This is a genomic window from Streptomyces sp. NPDC001858 (assembly GCF_053594615.1).
Genome location: NZ_JBSFEV010000003.1, coordinates 408,768 through 429,990 on the forward strand (window position 1 = coordinate 408,768; position 21,223 = coordinate 429,990).

The 21,223-nt window shown below is 69.0% G+C and carries 19 protein-coding genes and 1 tRNA gene; 14 read left to right on the plus strand and 6 right to left on the minus strand.

The genetic code is table 11. From position 1 onward, the window contains the following. Positions 1-299 precede the first annotated feature (299 nt). From ACWCPF_RS06470 to ACWCPF_RS06495, 6 genes are all read left to right on the plus strand, one after another. Complete coding sequence (locus ACWCPF_RS06470; protein WP_057583034.1) at positions 300-737, plus strand: DUF3052 domain-containing protein; 438 nt, start codon at positions 300-302, stop codon at positions 735-737. Positions 738-873: 136 nt separating this feature from the next. Continuing rightward, entirely contained in the window at positions 874-1,332 is a 459-nt protein-coding gene (locus ACWCPF_RS06475) for a peroxiredoxin (protein ID WP_451043808.1), read from the plus strand. Between the two features lie 113 nt (positions 1,333-1,445). Continuing rightward, positions 1,446-2,021, plus strand: a complete 576-nt coding sequence (locus tag ACWCPF_RS06480) for a TerD family protein (protein ID WP_451043809.1) — start codon at positions 1,446-1,448, stop codon at positions 2,019-2,021. A gap of 124 nt (positions 2,022-2,145) precedes the next feature. Continuing rightward, positions 2,146-2,721: a TerD family protein gene (locus ACWCPF_RS06485; RefSeq protein ID WP_451043810.1), complete on the plus strand. Its 576-nt coding sequence runs from the start codon at positions 2,146-2,148 to the stop codon at positions 2,719-2,721. Between the two features lie 190 nt (positions 2,722-2,911). Beyond that, on the plus strand, positions 2,912-4,060 hold the full coding sequence (locus ACWCPF_RS06490) for a DUF475 domain-containing protein (RefSeq protein WP_451043811.1): 1,149 nt from the start codon (positions 2,912-2,914) through the stop codon (positions 4,058-4,060). A 117-nt stretch (positions 4,061-4,177) separates the two neighbouring features. Beyond that, positions 4,178-4,915, plus strand: a complete 738-nt coding sequence (locus ACWCPF_RS06495) for a TerD family protein (RefSeq protein WP_451043872.1) — start codon at positions 4,178-4,180, stop codon at positions 4,913-4,915. 184 nt (positions 4,916-5,099) lie between these two features. On the opposite strand, the gene ACWCPF_RS06500 is transcribed toward ACWCPF_RS06495, so the two are convergent. Then, positions 5,100-5,852, minus strand: a complete 753-nt coding sequence (locus ACWCPF_RS06500) for a TerD family protein (protein ID WP_451043812.1) — start codon at positions 5,850-5,852, stop codon at positions 5,100-5,102. 176 nt (positions 5,853-6,028) lie between these two features. Between ACWCPF_RS06500 and ACWCPF_RS06505 the strand changes: the two genes are divergently transcribed. From ACWCPF_RS06505 to ACWCPF_RS06515, 3 genes are read left to right on the plus strand one after another with little or no spacing between them, the layout of a single operon-like run. Continuing rightward, the gene (locus ACWCPF_RS06505; RefSeq protein WP_451043813.1) at positions 6,029-7,195 is read left to right on the plus strand and encodes an HpcH/HpaI aldolase/citrate lyase family protein; all 1,167 of its coding nucleotides are present in this window, start codon (positions 6,029-6,031) and stop codon (positions 7,193-7,195) included. A 25-nt stretch (positions 7,196-7,220) separates the two neighbouring features. Further along, complete coding sequence (locus tag ACWCPF_RS06510; protein WP_451043814.1) at positions 7,221-9,911, plus strand: phosphoribosyltransferase; 2,691 nt, start codon at positions 7,221-7,223, stop codon at positions 9,909-9,911. Further along, positions 9,911-10,720 carry an HAD family hydrolase gene (locus tag ACWCPF_RS06515; protein ID WP_451043815.1) on the plus strand — a complete coding sequence of 270 codons (810 nt, stop codon included), beginning with the start codon at positions 9,911-9,913 and terminating at the stop codon, positions 10,718-10,720. Before ACWCPF_RS06510 ends, ACWCPF_RS06515 begins: the two co-directional genes overlap by 1 nt. 34 nt (positions 10,721-10,754) lie before the next feature. On the opposite strand, the gene ACWCPF_RS06520 is transcribed toward ACWCPF_RS06515, so the two are convergent. Then, positions 10,755-10,976, minus strand: a complete 222-nt coding sequence (locus ACWCPF_RS06520) for an FmdB family zinc ribbon protein (RefSeq protein ID WP_351911312.1) — start codon at positions 10,974-10,976, stop codon at positions 10,755-10,757. A gap of 285 nt (positions 10,977-11,261) precedes the next feature. On the opposite strand from ACWCPF_RS06520, the gene ACWCPF_RS06525 reads away from it, so the two are divergent. The 3 genes from ACWCPF_RS06525 (at position 11,262) to ACWCPF_RS06535 (ending at position 16,062) form a co-directional block, all read left to right on the plus strand. Then, positions 11,262-13,466, plus strand: a complete 2,205-nt coding sequence (locus tag ACWCPF_RS06525) for a transglycosylase domain-containing protein (protein ID WP_451043873.1) — start codon at positions 11,262-11,264, stop codon at positions 13,464-13,466. Positions 13,467-13,514: 48 nt separating this feature from the next. Then, entirely contained in the window at positions 13,515-14,792 is a 1,278-nt protein-coding gene (locus tag ACWCPF_RS06530) for a hypothetical protein (protein ID WP_451043816.1), read from the plus strand. 97 nt (positions 14,793-14,889) lie between these two features. Further along, positions 14,890-16,062 carry an amidase domain-containing protein gene (locus ACWCPF_RS06535; protein ID WP_451043817.1) on the plus strand — a complete coding sequence of 391 codons (1,173 nt, stop codon included), beginning with the start codon at positions 14,890-14,892 and terminating at the stop codon, positions 16,060-16,062. 44 nt (positions 16,063-16,106) lie between these two features. Here ACWCPF_RS06535 and ACWCPF_RS06540 read toward each other — a convergent pair whose 3' ends face one another. The 3 genes from ACWCPF_RS06540 to ACWCPF_RS06550 all read right to left on the minus strand — a co-directional run bounded on the left by ACWCPF_RS06540 (position 16,107) and on the right by ACWCPF_RS06550 (position 19,001). Further along, complete coding sequence (locus tag ACWCPF_RS06540) at positions 16,107-16,610, minus strand: DUF4383 domain-containing protein (RefSeq protein ID WP_451043818.1); 504 nt, start codon at positions 16,608-16,610, stop codon at positions 16,107-16,109. Between the two features lie 144 nt (positions 16,611-16,754). Then, positions 16,755-18,137, minus strand: a complete 1,383-nt coding sequence (locus tag ACWCPF_RS06545; protein ID WP_451043819.1) for a hypothetical protein — start codon at positions 18,135-18,137, stop codon at positions 16,755-16,757. 84 nt (positions 18,138-18,221) lie between these two features. After that, complete coding sequence (locus tag ACWCPF_RS06550; RefSeq protein WP_451043820.1) at positions 18,222-19,001, minus strand: DUF4097 family beta strand repeat-containing protein; 780 nt, start codon at positions 18,999-19,001, stop codon at positions 18,222-18,224. 178 nt (positions 19,002-19,179) lie between these two features. Here ACWCPF_RS06550 and ACWCPF_RS06555 point away from each other — a divergent pair. Next, positions 19,180-19,254: transfer RNA gene (locus ACWCPF_RS06555), tRNA-Val, on the plus strand. A gap of 95 nt (positions 19,255-19,349) precedes the next feature. On the opposite strand, the gene ACWCPF_RS06560 is transcribed toward ACWCPF_RS06555, so the two are convergent. Continuing rightward, a complete protein-coding gene (locus tag ACWCPF_RS06560; protein ID WP_451043821.1) occupies positions 19,350-19,961 on the minus strand; it encodes a hypothetical protein in 612 nt (203 codons plus the stop codon). Positions 19,962-20,313: 352 nt separating this feature from the next. Between ACWCPF_RS06560 and ACWCPF_RS06565 the strand changes: the two genes are divergently transcribed. After that, entirely contained in the window at positions 20,314-21,213 is a 900-nt protein-coding gene (locus ACWCPF_RS06565) for a GNAT family N-acetyltransferase (protein ID WP_451043822.1), read from the plus strand. The last annotated feature ends 10 nt before the right edge of the window (positions 21,214-21,223 follow it).

Sequence of the window (21,223 nt, forward strand, 5' to 3'; positions counted from 1 at the left end):
CGCCGCAGATTTTCTGCGACCTGCTCGGCCGGGCAGGCCCTAGGTAACCGGCACCCGTTCGAATCTCGTACCCTTGGATGGTTCTCAAATGCGCAAACAGGGCAGATAGGTGTGGTGTACGTCACGATCTGCCCGAATCGCGCGCCTGGGGTTGCGTCGACACGGCCAGGATCGTCACCGTTTCGGCGGTCCGAACCGCCGGGTACTTGCGCGATCCGTCCCGCCCGTGTGGACTACGGCCAATGCTTCGCGCACGCGCGTGGCTCAGTTATTCCCGAATCATGATCAGGAGGCAACCCGTGAGCGCGACCGCGGACCACGCGGAGGAGCGGACGAGCCCTGCCGTCAGGCTGGGGTTCCAGCCCGAGCAGGTGGTCCAGGAGATCGGCTACGACGACGACGTCGACCAGGAGCTCCGCGAGTCCATTGAGGAAGTCATCGGCAGCGATCTGGTGGACGAGGACTACGACGACGTCGCCGACGCCGTGGTCCTTTGGTTCCGCGACGATGACGGAGACCTGACGGATGCGCTGGTGGACGCCACCACGTACATCGAAGAAGGCGGGTCGATCCTCCTCCTGACGCCGAAGACCGGCCGTACGGGATACGTGGAGCCGAGCGACATCTCCGAAGCCGCGACGACTGCGGGTCTGTCGGCCAGCAAGAGCGTCAGCGTCGGCAAGGACTGGAGCGGCAGTCGGCTGGTGACGCCCAAGGCCGCGAAGTCCAAGAAGTGACGTCCCAGAGGTGACGTCCGAGAAGTGATGTGACGCCGAAGGGCCGGGTGCTGGTGCCCGGCCCTTCAGCTCCCCTTCGGCGACCGCTGCGTAGGGTGTTCTCACCCAGACAGCCCCCAGAAGGGACAATCAGGCGATGGCGATCCAGGTCGGCGACAAGGCCCCCGACTTCGAGCTCAAGGACAACCACGGCGCCGCCGTGCGGCTCTCCGACTTCCGGGGCAGCAAGAACGTCGTCCTGCTCTTCTACCCGTTCGCCTTCACCGGTGTGTGCACCGGCGAGCTGTGCGAGGTCCGCGACAACCTGCCGCAGTTCGCCGACCGCGACACCCAGGTGCTCGCCGTCTCCAACGACTCCATCCACACCCTGCGCGTCTTCGCCGAGCAGGAGGACCTGGAGTACCCGCTGCTCAGCGACTTCTGGCCGCACGGCGAGGTCAGCCGCGCCTACGGCGTCTTCGCCGAGGACAAGGGCTGCGCCGTGCGCGGCACCTTCGTCATCGACAAGGAGGGCGTCGTGCGCTGGACGGTCGTCAACGCGCTGCCGGACGCCCGCGACCTCGCCGAGTACGTGAAGGCGATCGACACCCTGTGATTCTTCGGCTCCAAGGCCTGCATACGGCGGGAACCCGTCACTAGGATCGACTCGTTGATCCGATATATCCGTGAACGACGGGGCTCCCCGCCCCGGACACCAATGGAGGACTTGTGGGAGTCAGCCTCAGCAAGGGCGGCAACGTATCGCTGACCAAGGAGGCCCCGGGCCTGACCGCGGTCATCGTCGGTCTGGGGTGGGACGTCCGCACCACGACCGGCACTGACTTCGACCTGGACGCCAGCGCACTGCTGGTGAACGGCGCCGGCAAGGTCGCCAGTGACGCCAACTTCGTCTTCTTCAACAACCTCAAGAGCCCCGACGGCTCTGTGGAGCACACCGGTGACAACACCACCGGTGAGGGCGAGGGCGACGACGAGGCGATCAAGGTCAACCTCGCCACGGTCCCGGCCGACGTCGACAAGATCGTCTTCCCGGTGTCGATCTACGACGCCGAGAACCGCCAGCAGTCCTTCGGCCAGGTCCGCAACGCGTTCATCCGCGTCGTGAACCAGGCCGGCGGCGCCGAGATCGCGCGCTACGACCTCAGCGAGGACGCGTCCACGGAGACCGCCATGGTCTTCGGCGAGCTCTACCGGCACGGTGCGGAGTGGAAGTTCCGCGCCATCGGCCAGGGCTACGCGTCGGGCCTGCGCGGCATCGCACAGGACTTCGGCGTCAACGTCTGAGTCGGTCCGGGTCGCCCGAAGAATCCGAAGTCACCTGAAGTTCGTCCGGCGTCGCACCGTTTACGGTCGGCGCCGGACGCGCAGGACAACCGAAGAGGCAGTACCTAGGGGAGGACCAGCAATCATGGGCGTCACGCTCGCCAAGGGAGGCAATGTCTCCCTGTCCAAGGCCGCGCCGAACCTCACTCAGGTGATGATCGGACTCGGCTGGGACGCGCGCTCCACCACCGGAGCCCCCTTCGACCTGGACGCCAGCGCACTGCTGTGCAACAGCGGGCGCGTGATGGGGGACGAGTGGTTCGTCTTCTACAACCAGCTCAAGAGTCCGGACGGCTCGGTGGAACACACCGGCGACAACCTCACCGGCGAGGGCGACGGGGACGACGAGTCGCTGTTGGTGGACCTCTCGAAGGTGCCGCCGCAGTGCGACAAGATCGTCTTCCCGGTCTCCATCCACATGGCCGACGAGCGCGGCCAGACCTTCGGGCAGGTCTCCAACGCGTTCATCCGCGTCGTCAACCAGGCCGACGGCCAGGAGCTCGCCCGCTACGACCTCAGCGAGGACGCGAGCACGGAGACCGCGATGATCTTCGGTGAGCTCTACCGCTACCAGGCGGAGTGGAAGTTCCGGGCGGTCGGCCAGGGGTACGCGTCCGGACTACGGGGCATCGCACTCGATTTCGGGGTGAACGTGTCCTGAGCGACGGCCCGTTCAGGGGTTCGAGGAGGCGGCCTTGCGGATCTGGCTCGAAGCCGGTGACCTGCGGCTCTTAGGCCAGGACCAACCCAGGTGTTTCGCCCGTGGAGTTCGCATCTAGACTTCGTGGTCAAGGATGAGTAAAGCCGAGTGCGGCGCGGGGGAGACCCGTACACACAGGATTGGGTAGCCAGTGCTTCTGAAAACCTTCGGCTGGTCGTTCGCGGTCACCGCGCTCGGCCTGGTCGCAGCGGTCTTCTACGGGGGGTGGGAAGGCTTCGGCATCGTCGCGATCCTTTCCATCCTCGAGATCTCGCTGTCGTTCGACAATGCGGTGGTCAACGCCGGAATCCTGAAGAAGATGAATGCCTTCTGGCAAAAGATCTTCCTCACCATCGGTGTGCTCATCGCCGTCTTCGGCATGCGGCTGGTCTTTCCCGTCGTCATCGTCGCCGTCACCGCCAAGATGGGGCCGATCGAGGCCGTCGACCTCGCGCTCAACAACAAGGACCAGTACCAGGAACTCGTCACCGACGCCCACCCGGCGATCGCCGCCTTCGGTGGCATGTTCCTGCTGATGATCTTCCTGGACTTCATCTTCGAAGAGCGCGACATCCTGTGGCTGCACTGGATCGAGCGGCCGCTGGCCAAGCTCGGCAAGGTCGACATGCTGTCGGTCTGCATCGCCCTGATCGTTCTGCTGATCACCTCCTTCACCTTCGCCGCCAGCGCCCACCAGCACGGCGGTGGTCACGCCGACAAGGCGGAGACGGTACTGATCTCCGGCATCGCCGGTCTGATCACTTACATGATCGTCGGCGGTCTCTCCGGCTACTTCGAGGAGAAACTCGAGGAAGACGAGGAACGCGAGCACGAGGAGGAGGAAGAGGCCGCGCGCACCGGCAAGAAGCCCTCGGCCGTCGCCCTCGCCGGCAAGGCCGCGTTCTTCATGTTCCTCTACCTCGAGGTCCTCGACGCGTCCTTCTCCTTCGACGGCGTGATCGGCGCGTTCGCCATCACCAACGACATCGTGCTCATGGCCCTGGGTCTCGGCATCGGCGCGATGTACGTCCGTTCGCTGACCGTGTACCTGGTCCGCCAGGGCACCCTCGACGACTACGTCTACCTGGAGCACGGCGCCCACTACGCGATCGGCGCCCTGGCCGTGATCCTCATGGTCACCATCCAGTACGAGATCAACGAGGTCATCACCGGTCTCGTCGGCGTCTGCCTGATCGGCTGGTCCTTCTGGTCCTCCGTGCGCCGCAACAAGGCGCTGGCAGCGGCAGAGGGAAAAGCGGAGGGCTCGGACGACAAGACTGAGGTCTCGTCCGGGGTGTGATCACCTTCTGAGTGAGGAACGCTCTTGTGCGGGGCGGCCGGTGAGGAAACTGTCCTCCACGGCCGCCCCGCCGGTCTTTTCGGCGGACGTTCGGTCATATGGATGTGGGGGGCGGGAATGGGCTTCTTCGACGGGCTCCTGGGCAGCCGGGCGGCCGACTTCGACTCGGGTAACGCGGCCACCAACGCGATCGAGTTGACCAAACGGCACCCTCAGGTGTCCCTGACCAAGCAGGGCGCCGCGACCGGCAACCTGCGCGTCAACCTGACCTGGCGGATGCGGACGTCCGACATCGGCGGGCCGCAGCGGGAGAGCCTGCTGCGGCACCCCTTCAAGGCGCTGCGGCCGCCGGAGGTCATCGGACACAGCCAGAGCATGGTGAACGTCGACCTCGACCTCGGCTGCCTGTACGAGCTGGCCGACGGCACCAAGGGCGTCGTACAGCCGCTGGGCGGGCTCCTGGGGGACGTGAACGGGCCGCCCTACGTGAAGCTCAGCGGCGACGACCGGTTCGGATCCGCCTCCGGCGAGACGATGTACGTCAACCTCGACCATCGCGAGGAGATCAAGCGGCTGCTCGTCTTCGTCTACATCTACGACGCGACGCCGGCCTTCGACCGGACACAGGCGATGGTCACGCTGTACCCGAGCAACGGACCGCGGATCGAGATAGGCCTCGACGAGCGGCATCCGCAGGCCCGGTCCTGTGCGGTGGTGATGATCGAGAACGTCAAGGGCGAGCTCATGGTGCGGCGCGAGGTGCGGTTCGTCTACGGGTTCCAGGCGGAGCTGGACCGGCTGTACGGGTGGGGGCTGACCTGGGGGCGGGGGTACAAGGCGAAGGCAGAGAAATAGCGCGGCTTGCCCTGCCGGGTTCCGTGACGTGGCGGGTACGGGCCGGTGGGGGCTGGCCGCGCAGTCGGCAGCGCCCCCTAAGGGGCGCGGGGCGCTGACATGTGCGGCTCCGCCGCGCGGGCGCGACAAGCCACGATGGCGCCGCAGCTGAACGACGGCCATCGCGGCACTTCCAGCGGAGCGCCTAGCGGCCGATGAACTGGGGCCCCTGCGGCGGCAGGCGGAAGGGGCCGTCCGGGTAGCCGTAGCCGTGGGTGGGGAGGTTCGACGGGTAGCCGTAGGCCGGCTGCTGCTGGGGGACGGCCGCGGTCGGCCGCTCCGGGGGCAGCGGCTGGGACGGGCTCGGGTTCTGCGGCGTCTCCGGGGCGGCGGCGGCAGCAGCGGCGGCGGCCTCCTCCGACTCGTCCACCGAGATGCCGAAGTCCGTGGCCAGGCCCTTCAGGCCGTTGGAGTAGCCCTCGCCCAGCGCGCGGAACTTCCAGCCGTCGCCGCGTCTGTACAGCTCGCCGCAGATCAGCGCCGTCTCCTCGCCCGTCTCCGGGCGGATGTCGAAGGTGGCCAGCGGCTCGCCCTCGGTCGTCGCGTCGTACAGCAGGATGGTGAGGGTACGTACGCGGTCGAACGTGACGCCGTCCGCCGAAGCGACGAGCAGAATCTGTCCGACGCCGGGCTCGACACCGGTGAGATCTGTCTGGATGGTGTCGGTGAGGCCCTCGGCGACCCGCTTCTTGCCGAGCCGCCACACCTTCCCGGAAGGATGCCGGGGCTGGTTGTAGAAGACGAAGTCCTCGTCGGAGCGCACCCGACCGTCGAGGCCGAGGAGCAGCGCCGAGGCGTCGACGTCAGGGACCCCCTGCCCGGGGGTCCAGCGCAGCACGGCGCGCACCGTGGTGGCTTTCAGCGGGACGTTCGACCCCTTCAGCATCGCGTGCGTCATGCGGTCATCCTGCCTTCTCGGTCCTGCTCACGACAACGCGGGGTGCACGGCAACTCTCACGGGCGAGTTACCTGAAATTCATGCCTGGTGGGAACCTCTGACATGGATCCCTACGTACTATTACCGGCCACCTCTTGCCGAATCCACCGACTTACCTTGCACCACGGGGGAGATTTATGCGTCATTTCGGGCACCTCGCCCCTGAGGTGCGCCAGCGCCTCTTCTACCGGGAGCCGTGCGTCTTCGACACGGACTCTCCGGCCAGGCTGCTCTCCGCGGCCCTGGGCGCCACTCTGTACAGCCCGGCCACCCGGCCCCGGCTGGCGGACGACGTCGTCAAACAGACCGGGCGCGGCGTGGTGTCGATGGTGCTCTGCCTGGAGGATTCCATCGGCGACGAGGACGTGGCGGCCGGCGAGGAGAACCTCGTCCGCCAGTTCGCCGACCTGGCGGGCCGCACCGACGTCGAGAAGCCGCTGCTCTTCATCCGGGTGCGGACGCCCGAACAGATCCCCGACCTGGTCGGGCGGCTCGGCGACACCGCACGGCTGCTCAGCGGGTTCGTGTTCCCGAAGTTCACCGAGGCGCGCGGCATCCCCTTCCTGGAGGCCCTGGCGGGCGCCGAGGCGGCGAGCGGACGCCGGCTGTTCGGCATGCCCGTGCTGGAGACGCCCGAGCTGATGTACCGCGAGTCCCGGGTGGACGCCCTGGAGGGCATCGCCCGCGCGGTCGACAAGTACCGCAGCCGGGTCCTCGCGCTGCGCCTCGGCGTGACCGACTTCTGCTCCTCGTACGGGCTGCGCCGCGCGCCCGACATGACCGCCTACGACGTCCAGATCGTCGCCTCCGTGATCGCCGACGTGGTGAACATGCTGGGCCGGGCCGACGGCACCGGGTTCACGGTGACCGGGCCGGTGTGGGAGTACTTCCGGGTCCCCGAGCGCATGTTCAAGCCGATGCTGCGGCACAGCCCCTTCCTGGAGGGACAGGCCGTGGAGCTGCGCGAGAGACTGATAGAGCACGCGATGGACGGGCTGCTGCGCGAGATCTCCCTCGACCACGCCAACGGCCTGCTCGGCAAGACCTGCATTCACCCCTCGCACGTGCCGGCCGTGCACGCGCTGTCCGTCGTCAGCCACGAGGAGTACAGCGACGCGGCGGACATCCTGCGGCCGGAACGCGGCGGCGGGGGTGTGCTGCGGTCGCAGTACACGAACAAGATGAACGAGGTGAAGCCGCACCGCGCCTGGGCCGAGCGCACCATGCTCCGCGCCGAGGTCTTCGGCGTCGCGCACGAGGACGTCAGCTTCGTCGACCTGCTCGCCGCCGCCATACCCGGCTGATCACCACCTCACTTTCTAGGGACGCATGAACAACGCAGTGAACAACGGGGCAGCGGACCACGGGGCCGACGGCAGCTGGTCGGGGACCTGGGTCGCCGAGCGGCTCGGTGTCGAACTCCTGGGCGACGACACCCTGCCGGACCTGCTGGGGCTGGCCCTGCGCCGCAACCCCAAGCGGGCGCATCTGCTGGTCTCCAACGTGCTGGGCAAGCACGTCCCGCAGTCCCCGTCGGTGGTGCACGGCCACGGCTTCGCGCTCGGCCGCCGGGTGCGCGAGCTGCTCGGGGCGAAGGAGGCGGCCGGGGCGGTCGTCCTGGGCTATGCGGAGACGGCGACCGGCCTCGGCCACTGCGTCGCCGACGGCCTCGGCAGCGCGCCCTACCTGCACTCCACGCGCCGCCCGGTCCCCGGCATCGCCCCGGCGGGCGGCTTCGAGGAGTCCCACTCCCACGCCACCTCCCACCTCCTCCTCCCGGAGGACCCGGCCCTGCTCATCGGCGACGGCCCGCTGGTCCTGGTCGACGACGAGTTCTCGACGGGCAACACGGTGCTGAACACGATCCGTGCACTGCACGAGCGGTATCCGCGCCCCCGGTATGTCGTGGTCGCCCTGGTCGACATGCGCTCGGCGCAGGACGCGGGCCGCCTGGACGCGTTCGCCCGTGAGATCGCTGCCCGCGTGGACCTGGTCACCACCGCCTCCGGCACGGTGCGCCTGCCGGCGGGGGTGCTGGAGAAAGGGCAGGAACTGGTTGCGCGGTACGAGTCGGCTGCGGGTGCGTCGGGGCCGGTCGCGCAGTTCCCCGCGCCCCTGAAAGCCAACCTGGGCGCCGACTCCCCAGGGGCGCGGGGAACTGCGCGACAAGCCACAGCGGAGCCAAGACAGGGCGCTGGCTCCGAAGCCGACTCAGGGGTCAACCCCCCAGGGGCGCGGGGAACTGCGCGACCAGCCCCCACCGGCCCGCGCCCGGACGGCAACCGCAGCCTCACCCGCGTAGACCTGCACTGGCCCCGCGGGCTGCCGGACGGCGGCCGGCACGGGTTCACGCCCGCCCACCGCGACCGCCTCGAATCCGCCCTCCCCGCCATGGCCGCCCGCCTTGCCGAGGCGATACCCGCAGACGCGCATCGCGTGCACATCCTCGGCTTCGAGGAGCTGATGTACGCCCCCCTCAGACTCGCCCGCGAGCTGGAACAGGTCACGGACGCCGAGGTCCGCTACTCGACCACCACCCGCTCACCCGTCCTCGCGGTCGACGACCCCGGCTACGCGATCCGCAGCCGAATCGTTTTCCCCGCCCACGACGACCCGGCCGACGGCCCCGGCGAGCGCTATGCCTATAACGTCGCAGGCGGTGGCTTCGACGCCGTCGTCGCCGTGGTCGACTCGGTGGCCGACACCGCCGCGCTGCACGCCCCCGACGGCCTCCTCGCCCAGCTCGCCGCGCACACCCCGCACGTGATCCTCGCGGTCGTGCCCAGCTACGTCCCCGAGCCGCTGTACGTACCCGAAAGGCCCGCCATGCTGCCCGAGCCCCTTCGCGGCCCCGCCTTCTCCTCGTACCCGCCCGAAGAGGTCGGCTGGCTGCTCCAGGACCTCTCGGACGTCACGCTGGAGGCGCCGACCGAGGAGCGCGAGGAGGCCATCCAGAGCGGCGGCGCGCACTACGCCGAGTCGCTGCCCGTGGAGTACCAGCCCAGCGAGCAGTACCAGGAGCTGTTCCACGCCGCCCTGGAGACCTCCGCGGCCCGCATCGCGCAGGCCGTCGGCGTCGTCACCGAGACCGTCATCGCGGAGCTCCCCCACTCTCGGCTTCGCTCGAGCGGGGGGACCCCCATCCCGCGCCCCGTCCTCGTCTCGCTGGCCCGTGCCGGCACCCCCGTCGGCGTGCTGATGCGGCGCTGGGCGCAGGCCCGGCACGGGCTGGACCTGGCGCACTACGCCGTGTCGATCGTGCGCGGCCGGGGCATCGACGCCAACGCGCTGCGCTGGCTGGCGGCCCATCACGACCCGCGCGACGTCGTCTTCGTCGACGGCTGGACCGGCAAGGGCGCCATCACCCGTGAGCTGGCCGCGGCCATCGAGGAGTTCGAGGCGGGCGGCGGCGCGGCCGGCTTCGACCCGGAGATCGCGGTGCTGGCCGACCCGGGCTCGTGCGTGCGGACGTACGGCACCCGGGAGGACTTCCTCATCCCGTCCGCGTGCCTCAACTCGACCGTCTCCGGGCTGATCTCGCGCACCGTGCTGCGCGCCGACCTGGTCGGGCCGAACGACTTCCACGGCGCGAAGTTCTACCGCGAACTCGCCGGCTCGGACGTCTCGGTGGCCTTCCTGGACGCCGTCGCCGCCCGCTTCCCGGAGGTCGCGGAGGCCGTCGACGGCGCGGTGAAGGAGCTGCTGGCCGGCGACCGCACCCCGACCTGGGAGGGCTGGCGCGCGGTCGAGCGGATCAGCGAGGAGTACGGCATCCACGATGTGAACCTGGTCAAGCCGGGCGTCGGCGAGACCACCCGGGTGCTGCTGCGCCGGGTGCCGTGGAAGATCCTGGCGCGGGCCGGCGCGGGCGCCGACCTGGACCATGTGCGGCTGCTCGCCGACCAGCGAGGGGTGCCCGTCGAGGAGGTCGACGATCTGCCGTACACCTGCGTGGGGTTGATCCACCCGCAGTACACGCGCGGTGCGACCGGCGCCGACGGCAAGGCGGTGGCGGTCTGATGCCGGTGCTGGTGGCGAGCGATCTCGACCGTACGCTCATCTACTCGGCGGCCGCCCTGGCGCTGACCATGCCGGACGCCCGCGCGCCGCGGCTGCTGTGCGTGGAGGTGCACGAGGCGAAGCCGCTGTCGTTCATGACGGAGACGTCGGCGCAGCTGCTGACCGACCTCGGCGACGCGGCGGTCTTCGTGCCGACGACGACCCGGACGCGCAAGCAGTACCAGCGCATCAACCTCCCCGGCCCGGCGCCGAAGTACGCGATCTGCGCCAACGGCGGCCATCTGCTGGTCGACGGGGCCACCGACGAGGACTGGCACGGGAGCGTCCTCGCCCGGCTGGCCGACGAGTGCGCGCCGCTCGCCGAGGTGCAGGAGCACCTGGCGAAGACGGCGGATCCGCTGTGGCTGCGCAAGCAGCGCATCGCCGAGGACCTGTTCGTCTATCTGGTGGTGGAGCGCGAGCTGCTGCCCGAGGAGTGGGTGAAGGAGCTCGCGGCCTGGGCGGAGAACCGCGGCTGGACCGTGTCGCTCCAGGGCCGCAAGATCTACTTCGTGCCGAAGCCGCTGACCAAGAGCTCGGCCGTGCGCGAGGTGGCCCGCCGCACCGGCGCCGAACTGACGCTGGCGGCGGGCGACTCGCTGCTCGACGCCGATCTGCTGCTGGCCGCCGACCGCGGCTGGCGCCCGGGACACGGCGAGCTCGCCGACACGGCCTGGACGGCTCCGGAGATCACCGCCTTGCCCGAGCGGGGCGTGCTGGCCGGCGAGCGCATCCTGCGGGAGTTCCTGAAGGGCGTCCGCGGGAGCTGAAGCCGACCCACGGAAGCCCCGGAATACAGGAGTGTCAGGAGCAGCAACCGCCGCCGCAGCAACCGCCTCCGCCGCCTCCGCCGCCCGAATTGGCTGCGGGGGCGGACTTGGTTCCTCCCACGGCCACCGTTGACAGAAGTTTGACCGTGTCTGCATGGCCCGCCGGGCAGTCGGCGGGATCCGCGGACTGCGCCATCGGGCGGCTCAGTTCGAAGGTGTCGCCGCAGGTCCGGCAGCGGTACTCGTAGCGTGGCATGGGGCCAGAGTAAGCCCCTATGGTCGGACATGGTGTCAGCGGTTTCACCTCTGTTCACTTCTGTCGTTTTCTTATGTGGAGAATTTGCGAAGGGCGCTGGTAATTTGAGAGCGCCGCGTTGAACCCGGAGGTCGGGAGGGTTCAAAATTTGCGGCCGCATCAACGGCAACCATGTCAGGCCCTCGTAAGTCTGTACGTCTGCCCGCGAGCAATACGGAGTGCGGAGGGAGACGCGTCGTGACCCAGGCGGGGCAGGGGGAGGAGCCCCAGGAGCCGGATGCCACCATGCAGTTGAAGGTCCCTGCCTCTTTCCAGGCCGACGAGACCATGCAGCTGCGAATGTCCGACATTCCTGCGGTGCCGGACATATCCCAGGGTGATGACGGAAAGAAAGCGCGTTCTTCGAAAAACCGCCGCAAAGCCCCCACTCCTCCCCTTCTCGCCCGAATATCCGCGCTTCTGGGCCCCAGACTCGCGCCGCTCATGGCCGTCCTCGCCCCGTACGTTGCTCGTGTCAAGCCCTACGCCCGCAAGCTGCGCCCGCAGTACCCGCGCCCGGGCCGTACCGGCTGGCGGCGCTGGATACCCTCCTGGCGGCAGACCCTCGGCGGCTTCCTCGCCTCCCTGGGCCTGAGCAGCATGCTGCTCGTCGTCGCCTACGCGGCCACCGACGTCCCGGACAACCTCAACTCGTACGCCACCCAGCAGGACAACGTGTTCTTCTGGTCCGACGGCACCCCGATGGCCCGCACCGGCTGGGTGCAGCGGCAGGCGATGCCGCTGAAGGACATTCCCGAGGACGTCCGCTGGGCGGTGCTCGCCGCCGAGAACGACACCTTCTACAGCGACCCCGGCATCTCCGTGAAGGGCATCAGCCGCGCCCTGTTCCGCACCATCGGCCAGGGCGACACCGAGGGCGGCTCCACGATCACCCAGCAGTACGTCAAGAACGTCTACCTGAACCAGAACCAGACGCTCAGCCGCAAGTTCACCGAGGCGATGATCTCCCTCAAGCTGGACAACCAGATGAGCAAGGACGACATCCTCGAGGGCTACCTCAACACCAGCTGGTTCGGCCGCGGCACCTACGGCATCCAGCGCGCCGCCCAGGCCTACTACGGCAAGGACGTCAGCCGGCTCAACGCCAGCGAGGCCGCGTTCCTCGCCTCCCTCCTCAAGGGCGCCGGCCTCTACGACCCCACCCTGAACTCCGCCAACCGCGCCCGGGCCGTCGAACGCTGGTCGTGGACCCTGGACCGGATGGTCGACATCGGCAAGCTGACCAAGGCCGAGCGCGCGGAGTTCAAGAAGTTCCCCGAGCCGCTCAAGTCCAACCCGCTGTACGACACCGGTGAGCAGAGCGACTACCTCGTGGAACTCGCCACCCAGTACGCCAAGAAGGCCGGGAACATCTCCGACAAGGACTTCGACCTCGGCGGCTACCAGATCTACACGACCTTCGACAAGAAGCGCGAGGCACAGCTCACCGACGCGGTCGCCAAGGCCCGCAAGCAGGCCAAGAAGGACGACCCGAAGGACGCCGCGGACGCGCACTACGGCGCCTCCTCGGTCGCCGCCGACGGGCGGATCCTCGCCGTCTACGGCGGCCCCGACCACCGTACGCAGGGCTACAACGAGTCCAACGCCACGACCGTCGCGGCCGGCTCGGCCTTCCAGCCGTTCGTGTACGCGGCCGCCCTGGAACACGGCATCCACAAGACCCGCGACGGGGAGACCACCGACGTCACCGGCGATTCGCTCTACGACGGCGACGACGAGGAGCTGCTGACCACCCCCGAGGGCTTCTACTGGGACCGCAACGGCAAGAAGTTCGCCACCGAGAACGACGGAGCGAAGTCCTACGGGCAGATCTCCCTGCACCGGGCGCTGGAACTGTCGGTGAACTCGCCGTTCACCCAGCTCGGCATGGACGTCGGCCTGGACGTGCTGCGCTCCACCGCCGAGAAGTCCGGGCTGCTGTCCTCCAGCTTCGGCGCGCAGGTGCCCGCGCTGTCCACGGGCAGCGTCACACCCAGCGCCATCCGCATGGCCAGCGGCTACTCCACCTTCGCCGCGGGCGGCAAGCACACCGAGCCCTACTCGGTGCGCATGATCACCAGGAACGGCACCAAGGTCGTCCTCGAAGCCCCGGACTCCACCCGCGCGTTCGGCGCCGACGTGGCCGAGGAGGTCAACTCCGCGCTCGCGGACTCCTTCCGCACCGCCCACCCGGACGACGTGCCCGCCTCGCAGTCGCAGGCCGCCCGGTCCGGCTCGCTCGGCCAGGTGACCGGCAAGCGGGGCACCACCCAGAACGACACCGCCGCCTGGTACGTCGGCACGGCCAAGGCCGTGTCCACCGCAGTCGTCGTCTACCGCATCGACCTCGCCAAGAGCCTCGAACCGCTTCCACTGAAGGGCATCGCCGGCACGACCGAAGACAGCGTTCCCTACGGCATCTGGTCAGGTGCCATGAGCCCGCTCGGCTGACCACCGAGCGGGCACCCCAGTCCCCGATTTCCGGAGAATGATCCGCACATGAAGTCACCGTCGGGCCGTCGCCGAAAGGCCCCGGCACCGCGCCGCCCCGCCACCACGCACCCGGGGTTCATGACGCTTGCGGCGCTCCTCGTCGTCGCGTCCCTGGTGGGCGGCTACCTGGTGCTCAACCGCACGACCAACACCGCGCCGACTGCTTCCTCGGGGGAGAGCAAACCGGGCGTGACGAAGGCCACCGAGGAGCCCGTGTGGGACGGCAAGACCCACGTCCTGGGGGACGGCTCCACCTCGTACACCGGGCCGCAGACGGGTCAGTTGAAGCCCGTCCCGCTCAAGCCCGGTGAGAAACCGCCGCAGTTCGTCGTCTTCTCCTGGGACGGCGCGCTCATGGGCGACGACGGCCTCTTCGAGCACTACCGCAAGATGGGCGAGCAGTACAACGCCAACATGACCTTCTTCCTCACCGGCATCTATCTGCTGCCCAAGAGCAAGAAGAACCTGTACTCCCCGCCGCAGCACTCCAAGGGCTCGGCCGCGATCAGCTACCCCACCGACGAACACATCCGCACCACGCTGGAGCAGCTCGGGGAGGCGTGGAAGGAGGGCAACGAGATCGGCACCCACTTCAACGGCCACTTCTGCGGCGCGAAGGGCGGCGGCTTCTGGAGCGTCGACGAGTGGAAGAGCGAGATCGACCAGTTCTACGAGTTCGCGGAGAACTGGAAGACCAACACCGGCTACAAGGACATGGACCCGCTGCCCTTCGATTTCAAGAAGGAGGTCACCGGTGGCCGGGCGCCCTGCCTGGAGGGCCAGGAGAACCTGGTGAAGGCCGCCAAGAGCTACGGCTGGCGCTACGACGCGTCCAACCCGGGCGGCTTCCAGATCTGGCCGTCGAAGAAGAACGGCCTCTGGGACTTCCCGCTCCAGGCGCTCCCGTTCGGCGAAGTCCAGTCCCTGTCCATGGACTTCAACTTCCTCGCCAACCAGTCCGACGGCGAGCCCCAAGGCGACCCCGCCAAGTACGCGCAGTGGGAGCAGGAGACCCTCGACGCCTACATGGGCGGCTTCAACCGCGTGTACTACGGCAGCCGGGCCCCGCTGTTCATCGGCAACCACTTCGAGGAATGGAACGGCGGCATCTACATGAAAGCCGTCGACCAGGTCATCGAGAACGTGTGCACCAAGAAGGACGTGAAGTGCGTGTCCTTCAAGGAGTTGGCCGACTGGATGGACGTCCAGAAGCCCGAGACGCTGGAGCGGATGCGCAGCCTCGACCCGGCCCAGAGTCCGGACTGGTCGACCGTCGTGAAGTGACCAAACCTCAACCGTAGCCCTCTTCACAACGGCTACACATGCCATGCAAAGATGCCCTTCCCGGCATCCCTCCGCCGGGGCAAGAGGGGAAACATCAGTGAAGTCAAGGAAATTGAGCGGGACGCGCCGTCGCGTCTCCATACTCGGGGCAGCCGCGACCTCGGTCGTCGCCGGAGTGGCTCTGCTGCCCAACTGGTCCGCCGGCGCCGCGGTCACCGACGACCCCACGGTGGACGCGGGCACCAAGGCCACCTTCCAGCGTCTGGCGGACGCGGTCTTCACCGACCGCACGGACGCACTCGTCACGGGCACGCAGGGCGACCGTGAGAAGCCGCTGACCAACGGCTTCTCCGGTGACGTCAAGCTGTCCTCCACCACCGCCCGCGCCGAGGACTCCACGCTGTCCTCGCTCGGGCAGCGCAAGGACAAGCTGGCCAAGGCCGGCGAGAAGTACAGCAAGGCCGCCACCGTCGTCACCCTGAACGCCACGCGCGTGACGGGCCGCACGGCCAAGGCCGCGGTCACCGAGACCACGACCCTGACCTATGCCCGGACGACCGGCAACGCGCCCAAGACCACCGGCTTCCAGGCCCAGCACGAGCTGACCTTCAAGGCCGACGGGCAGGGCAACTGGCAGCTGACGGACATCCGCGACACCGACCAGGGCGGTCTCGCGGTGAACACGCTGTCCAAGCCGGCCACCGTCACCGTCAAGGCGGCCAAGGCGGACGACATGCCGAACGCCCCGCGCGCGGCGACCACCCGCAACCCGGCCGCCGTCCCGAAGACCGGCACCGCCTTCGACTACAAGGCGATGGCGACGTACGCCGAGAAGTACTGGAACGTCTACAACAAGGACTACCCGGACTTCAACGGCCGGGGCGCCGGCGGCGACTGCACCAACTTCGTCAGCCAGTCCCTGAAGGCCGGCGGCTGGAAGCACGTCCCCGGGTACGTCTACGACTACACCCGGTGGTTCGGCAACAACGAGATCCAGTCGTACTCGTTCGTCGGCGTCAACGAGTGGTCCTGGTTCACCCAGAACACCAAGCGGACGACCAACCTCGCGAACGTCTACCAGATGGAGGTCGGCGACGTCCTCCAGGTGGACTTCGACCGGGACGGGTCCAAGGACCACACGATGATCGTCACCTCCAAGAGCGGTGGCGTGCCGTACCTGACGTACCACTCCAACAACACGCTCCGCAGGTCGGTGGCGAGCATCGTGTCCTCGTACCCGAACGCGTACTACTACGCGTACCGCACCTGATCCGGTACGCGCAGCGCGCTTGAGCCGGCCGGCCCGTCACCCCGTCACTCGGCGGGGTGGCGGGCTCGCCAGTACGGGTTGTCGTGCGGCAGGACGGACCCCACCCGGCCGTACATCCCGAAGACCATCAGCAGGATCCCGATCACGAAACTGAGCATGCAGTTCTGGATCTTGAAGGCCAGGAAGTTGTAGTCCGTCTCCAGCAGCGCCATGTTCAGGAAGCCGCTGGCGATGAACAGGAGACCGAGGGTCATGTTGAGCGTGGACGCGAAGTTCCCGCCGATCACCATGCCCACGAAGAGCAGCAGCCCGACGCCGATCGACAGCCAGCTGAGCGCGCCGTTGGTGTTGAGGCTCCACACCTCGTCCCCGCCGGTGTCGAAGAAACCGATCTTGTCGATGACGCCGAAGATCCCGAAGACCAGCAGCCCGAGGCCCATCAGCCCGGCGCCGATCCGGTAGACCATATTCAGCCGGTGGTCGACCGGCAGATGCTCGTTGAACGTGATCCGCCGCTTGGGACGGCTGTGCAGTGCGTGTGCGGCCATCTCCGCCTCCCTGGGAGTGGACGTGCCGACGGAGGCCTTGCGTACCCAATATCCGCCCCTCGCCCCCCGGGGGCAACGCCGGGCCCCCGGCAGTGCGCCGTCAGTCCGCCGTCAGTCCGGTGTCGGTCCGCCGTCGGGCCGCCGTCAGTGCCCGGTGCCGCGCTCCTCGCGGATCAGGGACACCACGGCTCCGACCGCCTGCCGGACCGCCTCCGTCTCGGTCAGGAAGTGCCAGTAGTCGGGGTGCCGGCCCTCCAGCGTGGTGATCGCCCGCTCCAGCCGGGCCACCGAGTCGTCCAGCGGACGCGCATGCCGAGGATCGGGCGTGTTGCGCCCCGCCATGGCCAGCCGCTGGGCGTCCCGGATCGCGAACCGGGTCCGGTCGATCTCCGCCTGCGGATCCTTCTGCACGGCGTTCAGCCTGGTCAGCCGGTCACCGGCGGCCGAGACCGCCTCGTCCGTGTTGTTCAGCAGGGCCCGCACCGTGGACAGCAGCGCGGTCGCGTCCGGCCAGCGCTGCGCGTCCCGCGCCGCCTGCGCCTCCTTCAGCTTCGCCTCGGCCTGCCGGACGCTCTCCCCGGCCTGGTCGGGCACATGCTGCAGGTCCTGCCAGCAGGCCGCCGTGAACCGCCGCCGCAGCTCGCTCAGGATCGGCTCCACCTGCCCGGAGCGCGTCTGAAGCGCCTGCGCGCGGGTGCGCAGCGACACCAGCCGGTGGTCGATCTCGGCCGCCCGCTCCGGCAGCCGCTCGGCCTCCACCCGGACCGCCTCGGCCTCCCGTGCGACCCGCTCCGCCCGCTCCAGGGTCCCCGGCACCCCGTGCTGCCCCGCGCCCTGGTTGAGCTTCGTCAGCTCCGGCGCGAGCGCCGCCAGCCGCGCCGCGAGATCGTCGGCCCGCAGCCCGCTCTCCCGGACGGCGTCCAGCGCGTTGGACGCGGCCAGCAGCGCCTGCCGGGCCCGCTCCACGGCGGGTGCGAGCCGGGCCAGCTGGGTCTCTGCCTTGCCGAGCAGCGGGCCCAGACCGTCGGCGAACCGGTCCAGCTCCTGCTTGACGCGACCCAACTCGTCCTTGGCGCGGGTCAGCTCGGTGCGCGCCTGGGCGGCCGCCGAGGCCTCCAGGTCGTCCCGGTCGAGATCGTGGGCGTCGACGGCTTCGATGTACTGGTGGCTGGCCTCGTCGATCCGCCTGCCGACGGCCTGGAAGTCGGCGACGGCCCGCCGGGCGGCCGGCGTGTCGTCCACGGCCTGGATCGTCTCGATCGAGATCCGCAGGTCGCGCTGGGCGGTGTCCAACTCGTAGAAGGCGGCCGCCGCGGCGTCCTTCGCCGCCTGGGCCTCGGCCCGCTGGCCCTCCGCCCGGCCGCCGAACCAGCGCCGGGTGCCGCCGCCGGCGAACGCGGCGGGCAGCGCGAGGACGACCACGAGAGGCAGGGCGACGAGCGTCAGGGCGTCGGTGAGCGCGTGCAGGGCACGAGGTCGTGCGTGCGGGGCCAACGGCGAATACGGCTGCGCTGGTGTCGCCGTCACATCCCTCTCCCGTGCTGTCATCCACCCTGCCGGTGTCATTCTCCCACCGGTTAAGGACGAACACACGGGTCGGATAGTTCGCGTTCAGTTCGCGTTCCTGACGGTGACTTTGCCGTCGGCCGTGCGTGCGCTCACGACGTGCGCGCTGGACTCGTCGCGCGGCACGGAGACGTCGACCGCGCCGTCGCCGGACTTCGCGGTGACCCGGTAGGCCGCCTCGGGCAGTGTGATCGTCACGGACCCGTCGTCGCTGACCGACTCCACCCGGTCCGGCACCGCGCTCAGGGTGAGGCGCACCGAGCCGTCCTCGGTGCGCGCGTCCACCGTGCGCGAGGAGACGTCGGCGCGGACGGAACCGTCGTCGCTGCGCAGCTCCAGCGGCCCGCTGGAGTCGGTGACGTGCACGGAGCCGTCCTGGGTGCGCACGCTCAGCGCGTCCCGCAAGCCCCGCGCCCGGACACTGCCGTCGTCGCTGCCGACCTTCACGGCGACGCCCCGGGGCACCTCGATCCGGTGCTTGGCGGCGCAGTCGGCGACCACCCCGGAACACTGCACCCGCAGCGTCAGCCGGTCGTCCGCCATCGCCCAGGTCACCTTCGGCGCCTTGCCGACGGCCACCGACCCCTGGAACCACCGGGTGACGTCGACGGTCCCCGCCTCGGTGTCGTCCGACGCGACGATCTCGAGCGCCGAGTCGTCGGAGTCGACGGTGAGCGTACGGCCCTGCAACGCGAAGGACCGCCGATCGGGATGCGCGTCATCATCGGCGGACGCGCAGCCGCTCGCGGCCAGGGCAAGGGCCAGGACGGCCCCGCCGACGAGGACGGAACGGGTTGTACGGGTTGTACGGGTCCTACGGGCCATGATCGATCTCCCCCTGAGGCGCTCTGACAAGGCACTCACGACGGTAGGCACCGGCGGCCCGCCACTCGATCCGGCCCGCTCCCGGAACCGGGGTGGGGATAACCCCCGAGACACCGGCACGGGGCGATACGGGTTTGCGGGGCACGGCCCGCGGCAATGTAGGCTGTCGACTCGTCCTGGGTGCGTAGCTCAGGGGTAGAGCGCCTGCCTTACAAGCAGGATGTCGGCGGTTCGAAACCGTCCGCGCCCACCAGGTCAGTCAGCAGGTCAGCGGCCTTCCGGGGAAACCCGGGAGGCCGCTTCTGCGTCCGAGGTCCACATCGAGCCCAGGAAGGCGACTGGCGGCTGTCAGTCCCAGCTGCCCAGGAGGCCGGCGTTGGCCTGTGCGTTGCAGATGTTGTAGCCGCCGGACGCGTGGCCGTTCTCGGTGTGGCCGTCCACCGTGATCGAGCAGTTGATGTCTCCGGAGCCCTGGAGCTGAGCGATCACGCTGTAGTACAGCGCGTCGCCGTCCAGGGGCAGCGTGGCCTCGAACGTGCCGTCCTTGAACGTGCCCTTGCGGTTGTCGCTGTCCGAGCCGTAGGTGATGTCGAGCGGGCCCAGAGCGCCGGCGGGGGCGGTGCCCCACACCTTGAAGGTGACGACCTTCTTCTTCGGCGCTTCGGATGTGCCCTCGGTCTTCGCGGCCTTACTCGGCGCGGAGTCGGCGGCGGGCTGTTCGTCCTCGGGCACGCCGGCTGCGGGCTTGACGTCGGGGGCGCTGGTGTCCTTGCTGTCGCCGCCGCTCGCAACGGCGCCGATGATGCCGATCATGAGGAACAGGCCGAAGACGCCGGCGCAGCCGAGACCGACGATCTTGCCGACGCTGCGCTTCTTCGGCGGCGGAGGGAAATCTCCCGGGGCCTGAGGGGCTCCCCATCCGGGCTGCTGCGGCCGGTGCTGTGGGTACTGCTGGCTCACGTGTCCCCCCGAGGGATCGCTTGTGGTTTGCAGGTGTGCGACTGGTGTGGGCGTTGTGTGGTTGCACCAAACCGGGAAGGTCATTCGATCGTGCTAAATAAGGGCCCAATCAGGGGGATTTCGGTGTGGTTCTGGGGTGAATCTGCTAAGCGGGAAGGCCGAAGACCGCAAGGGCTGCGAGCCCTCGAAGCCCTGCGTGCGTTCGTGTGCCGCGGTCCGTGGGCGACTGCGCACAAGCCCCGATTAGTTGCTTCGTGCATCGGTTGGGTGGTGCATCTGTTGGATGCGGAACGAGGGTCGTGTCCTGGCGGTGCGGGCTCATGCTCGGCGGGTGGCGTGGGAGTTGGGGTTTATGGACTCGACGCTTGCGGCGTCGCCTTATCCGCCGTCCACCGTGCATGCGTTGATCGAGATCGATCGGGCGCCCGGGATCACGGCTGCCGAGCTTGCGGGCGAGTTGTTGTTGGATCGTTCGACCGTGAGTCGGTTGCTGCGCAGGCTGGTCGATGCCGATGAGATTCGTGAGGAACTGGGCGAGGCGGATCGTCGGCACAAGGCCTTGTCGCTGACGGGCAAGGGGCGGGAGACCGTCCGGGCGATTCATCGGCACGGAACGGCTCAGGTGGAGAAGGCGTTTGCGCACCCTGCCGAGCCGGAGCAGGAGGCTGTGCGGCGCGGTCTGCGGATCTATGCCGAGGCTCTTGTGCAGAGCCGCCTCGGGCGCCCGTTTCCCGGTTCCCGCGCCGCCATCGAGGTGGACACGGAGCTGCGGCCGGGGGATGTGGGGCAGATCGCCGCGCTGCATGCGCGTGAGTACGCCGTGATCGCCGGCTTCGGCGTCGCGTTCGAAGCGGTGGTCGCCGGAGACCTCGCCGAGTTCGTCCGGCGCGACGACCCCGCCGGGCGGATCTGGATCGCCCGCGACGAGGAGAGCGGTACGGTCGTCGGCTCGATCGCCGTCGATCTGTCCCGCGGCCCGCGCGACGCGCATCTGCGCTGGTTCCTGGTGGGCGCGGAGGCTCGTGGCACAGGTCTCGGGCGGCGGCTGCTCAACGACGCGCTGGCCCACTGCGACGACAGCGGTGCCGAGGCGACGACGCTGTGGACGTTCCAAGGGCTCGACACGGCCCGCGCGATGTACGAGAAGCACGGCTTCACGCTGGTCTCGGAGCAGTCCGGAGATCGCTGGGGCAGCACTGTCGTCGAGCAACTGTTCCGGCGTCCGGCGCGGGCCGGGTTGGCGCCTAGCTGAGGCTGCGGTC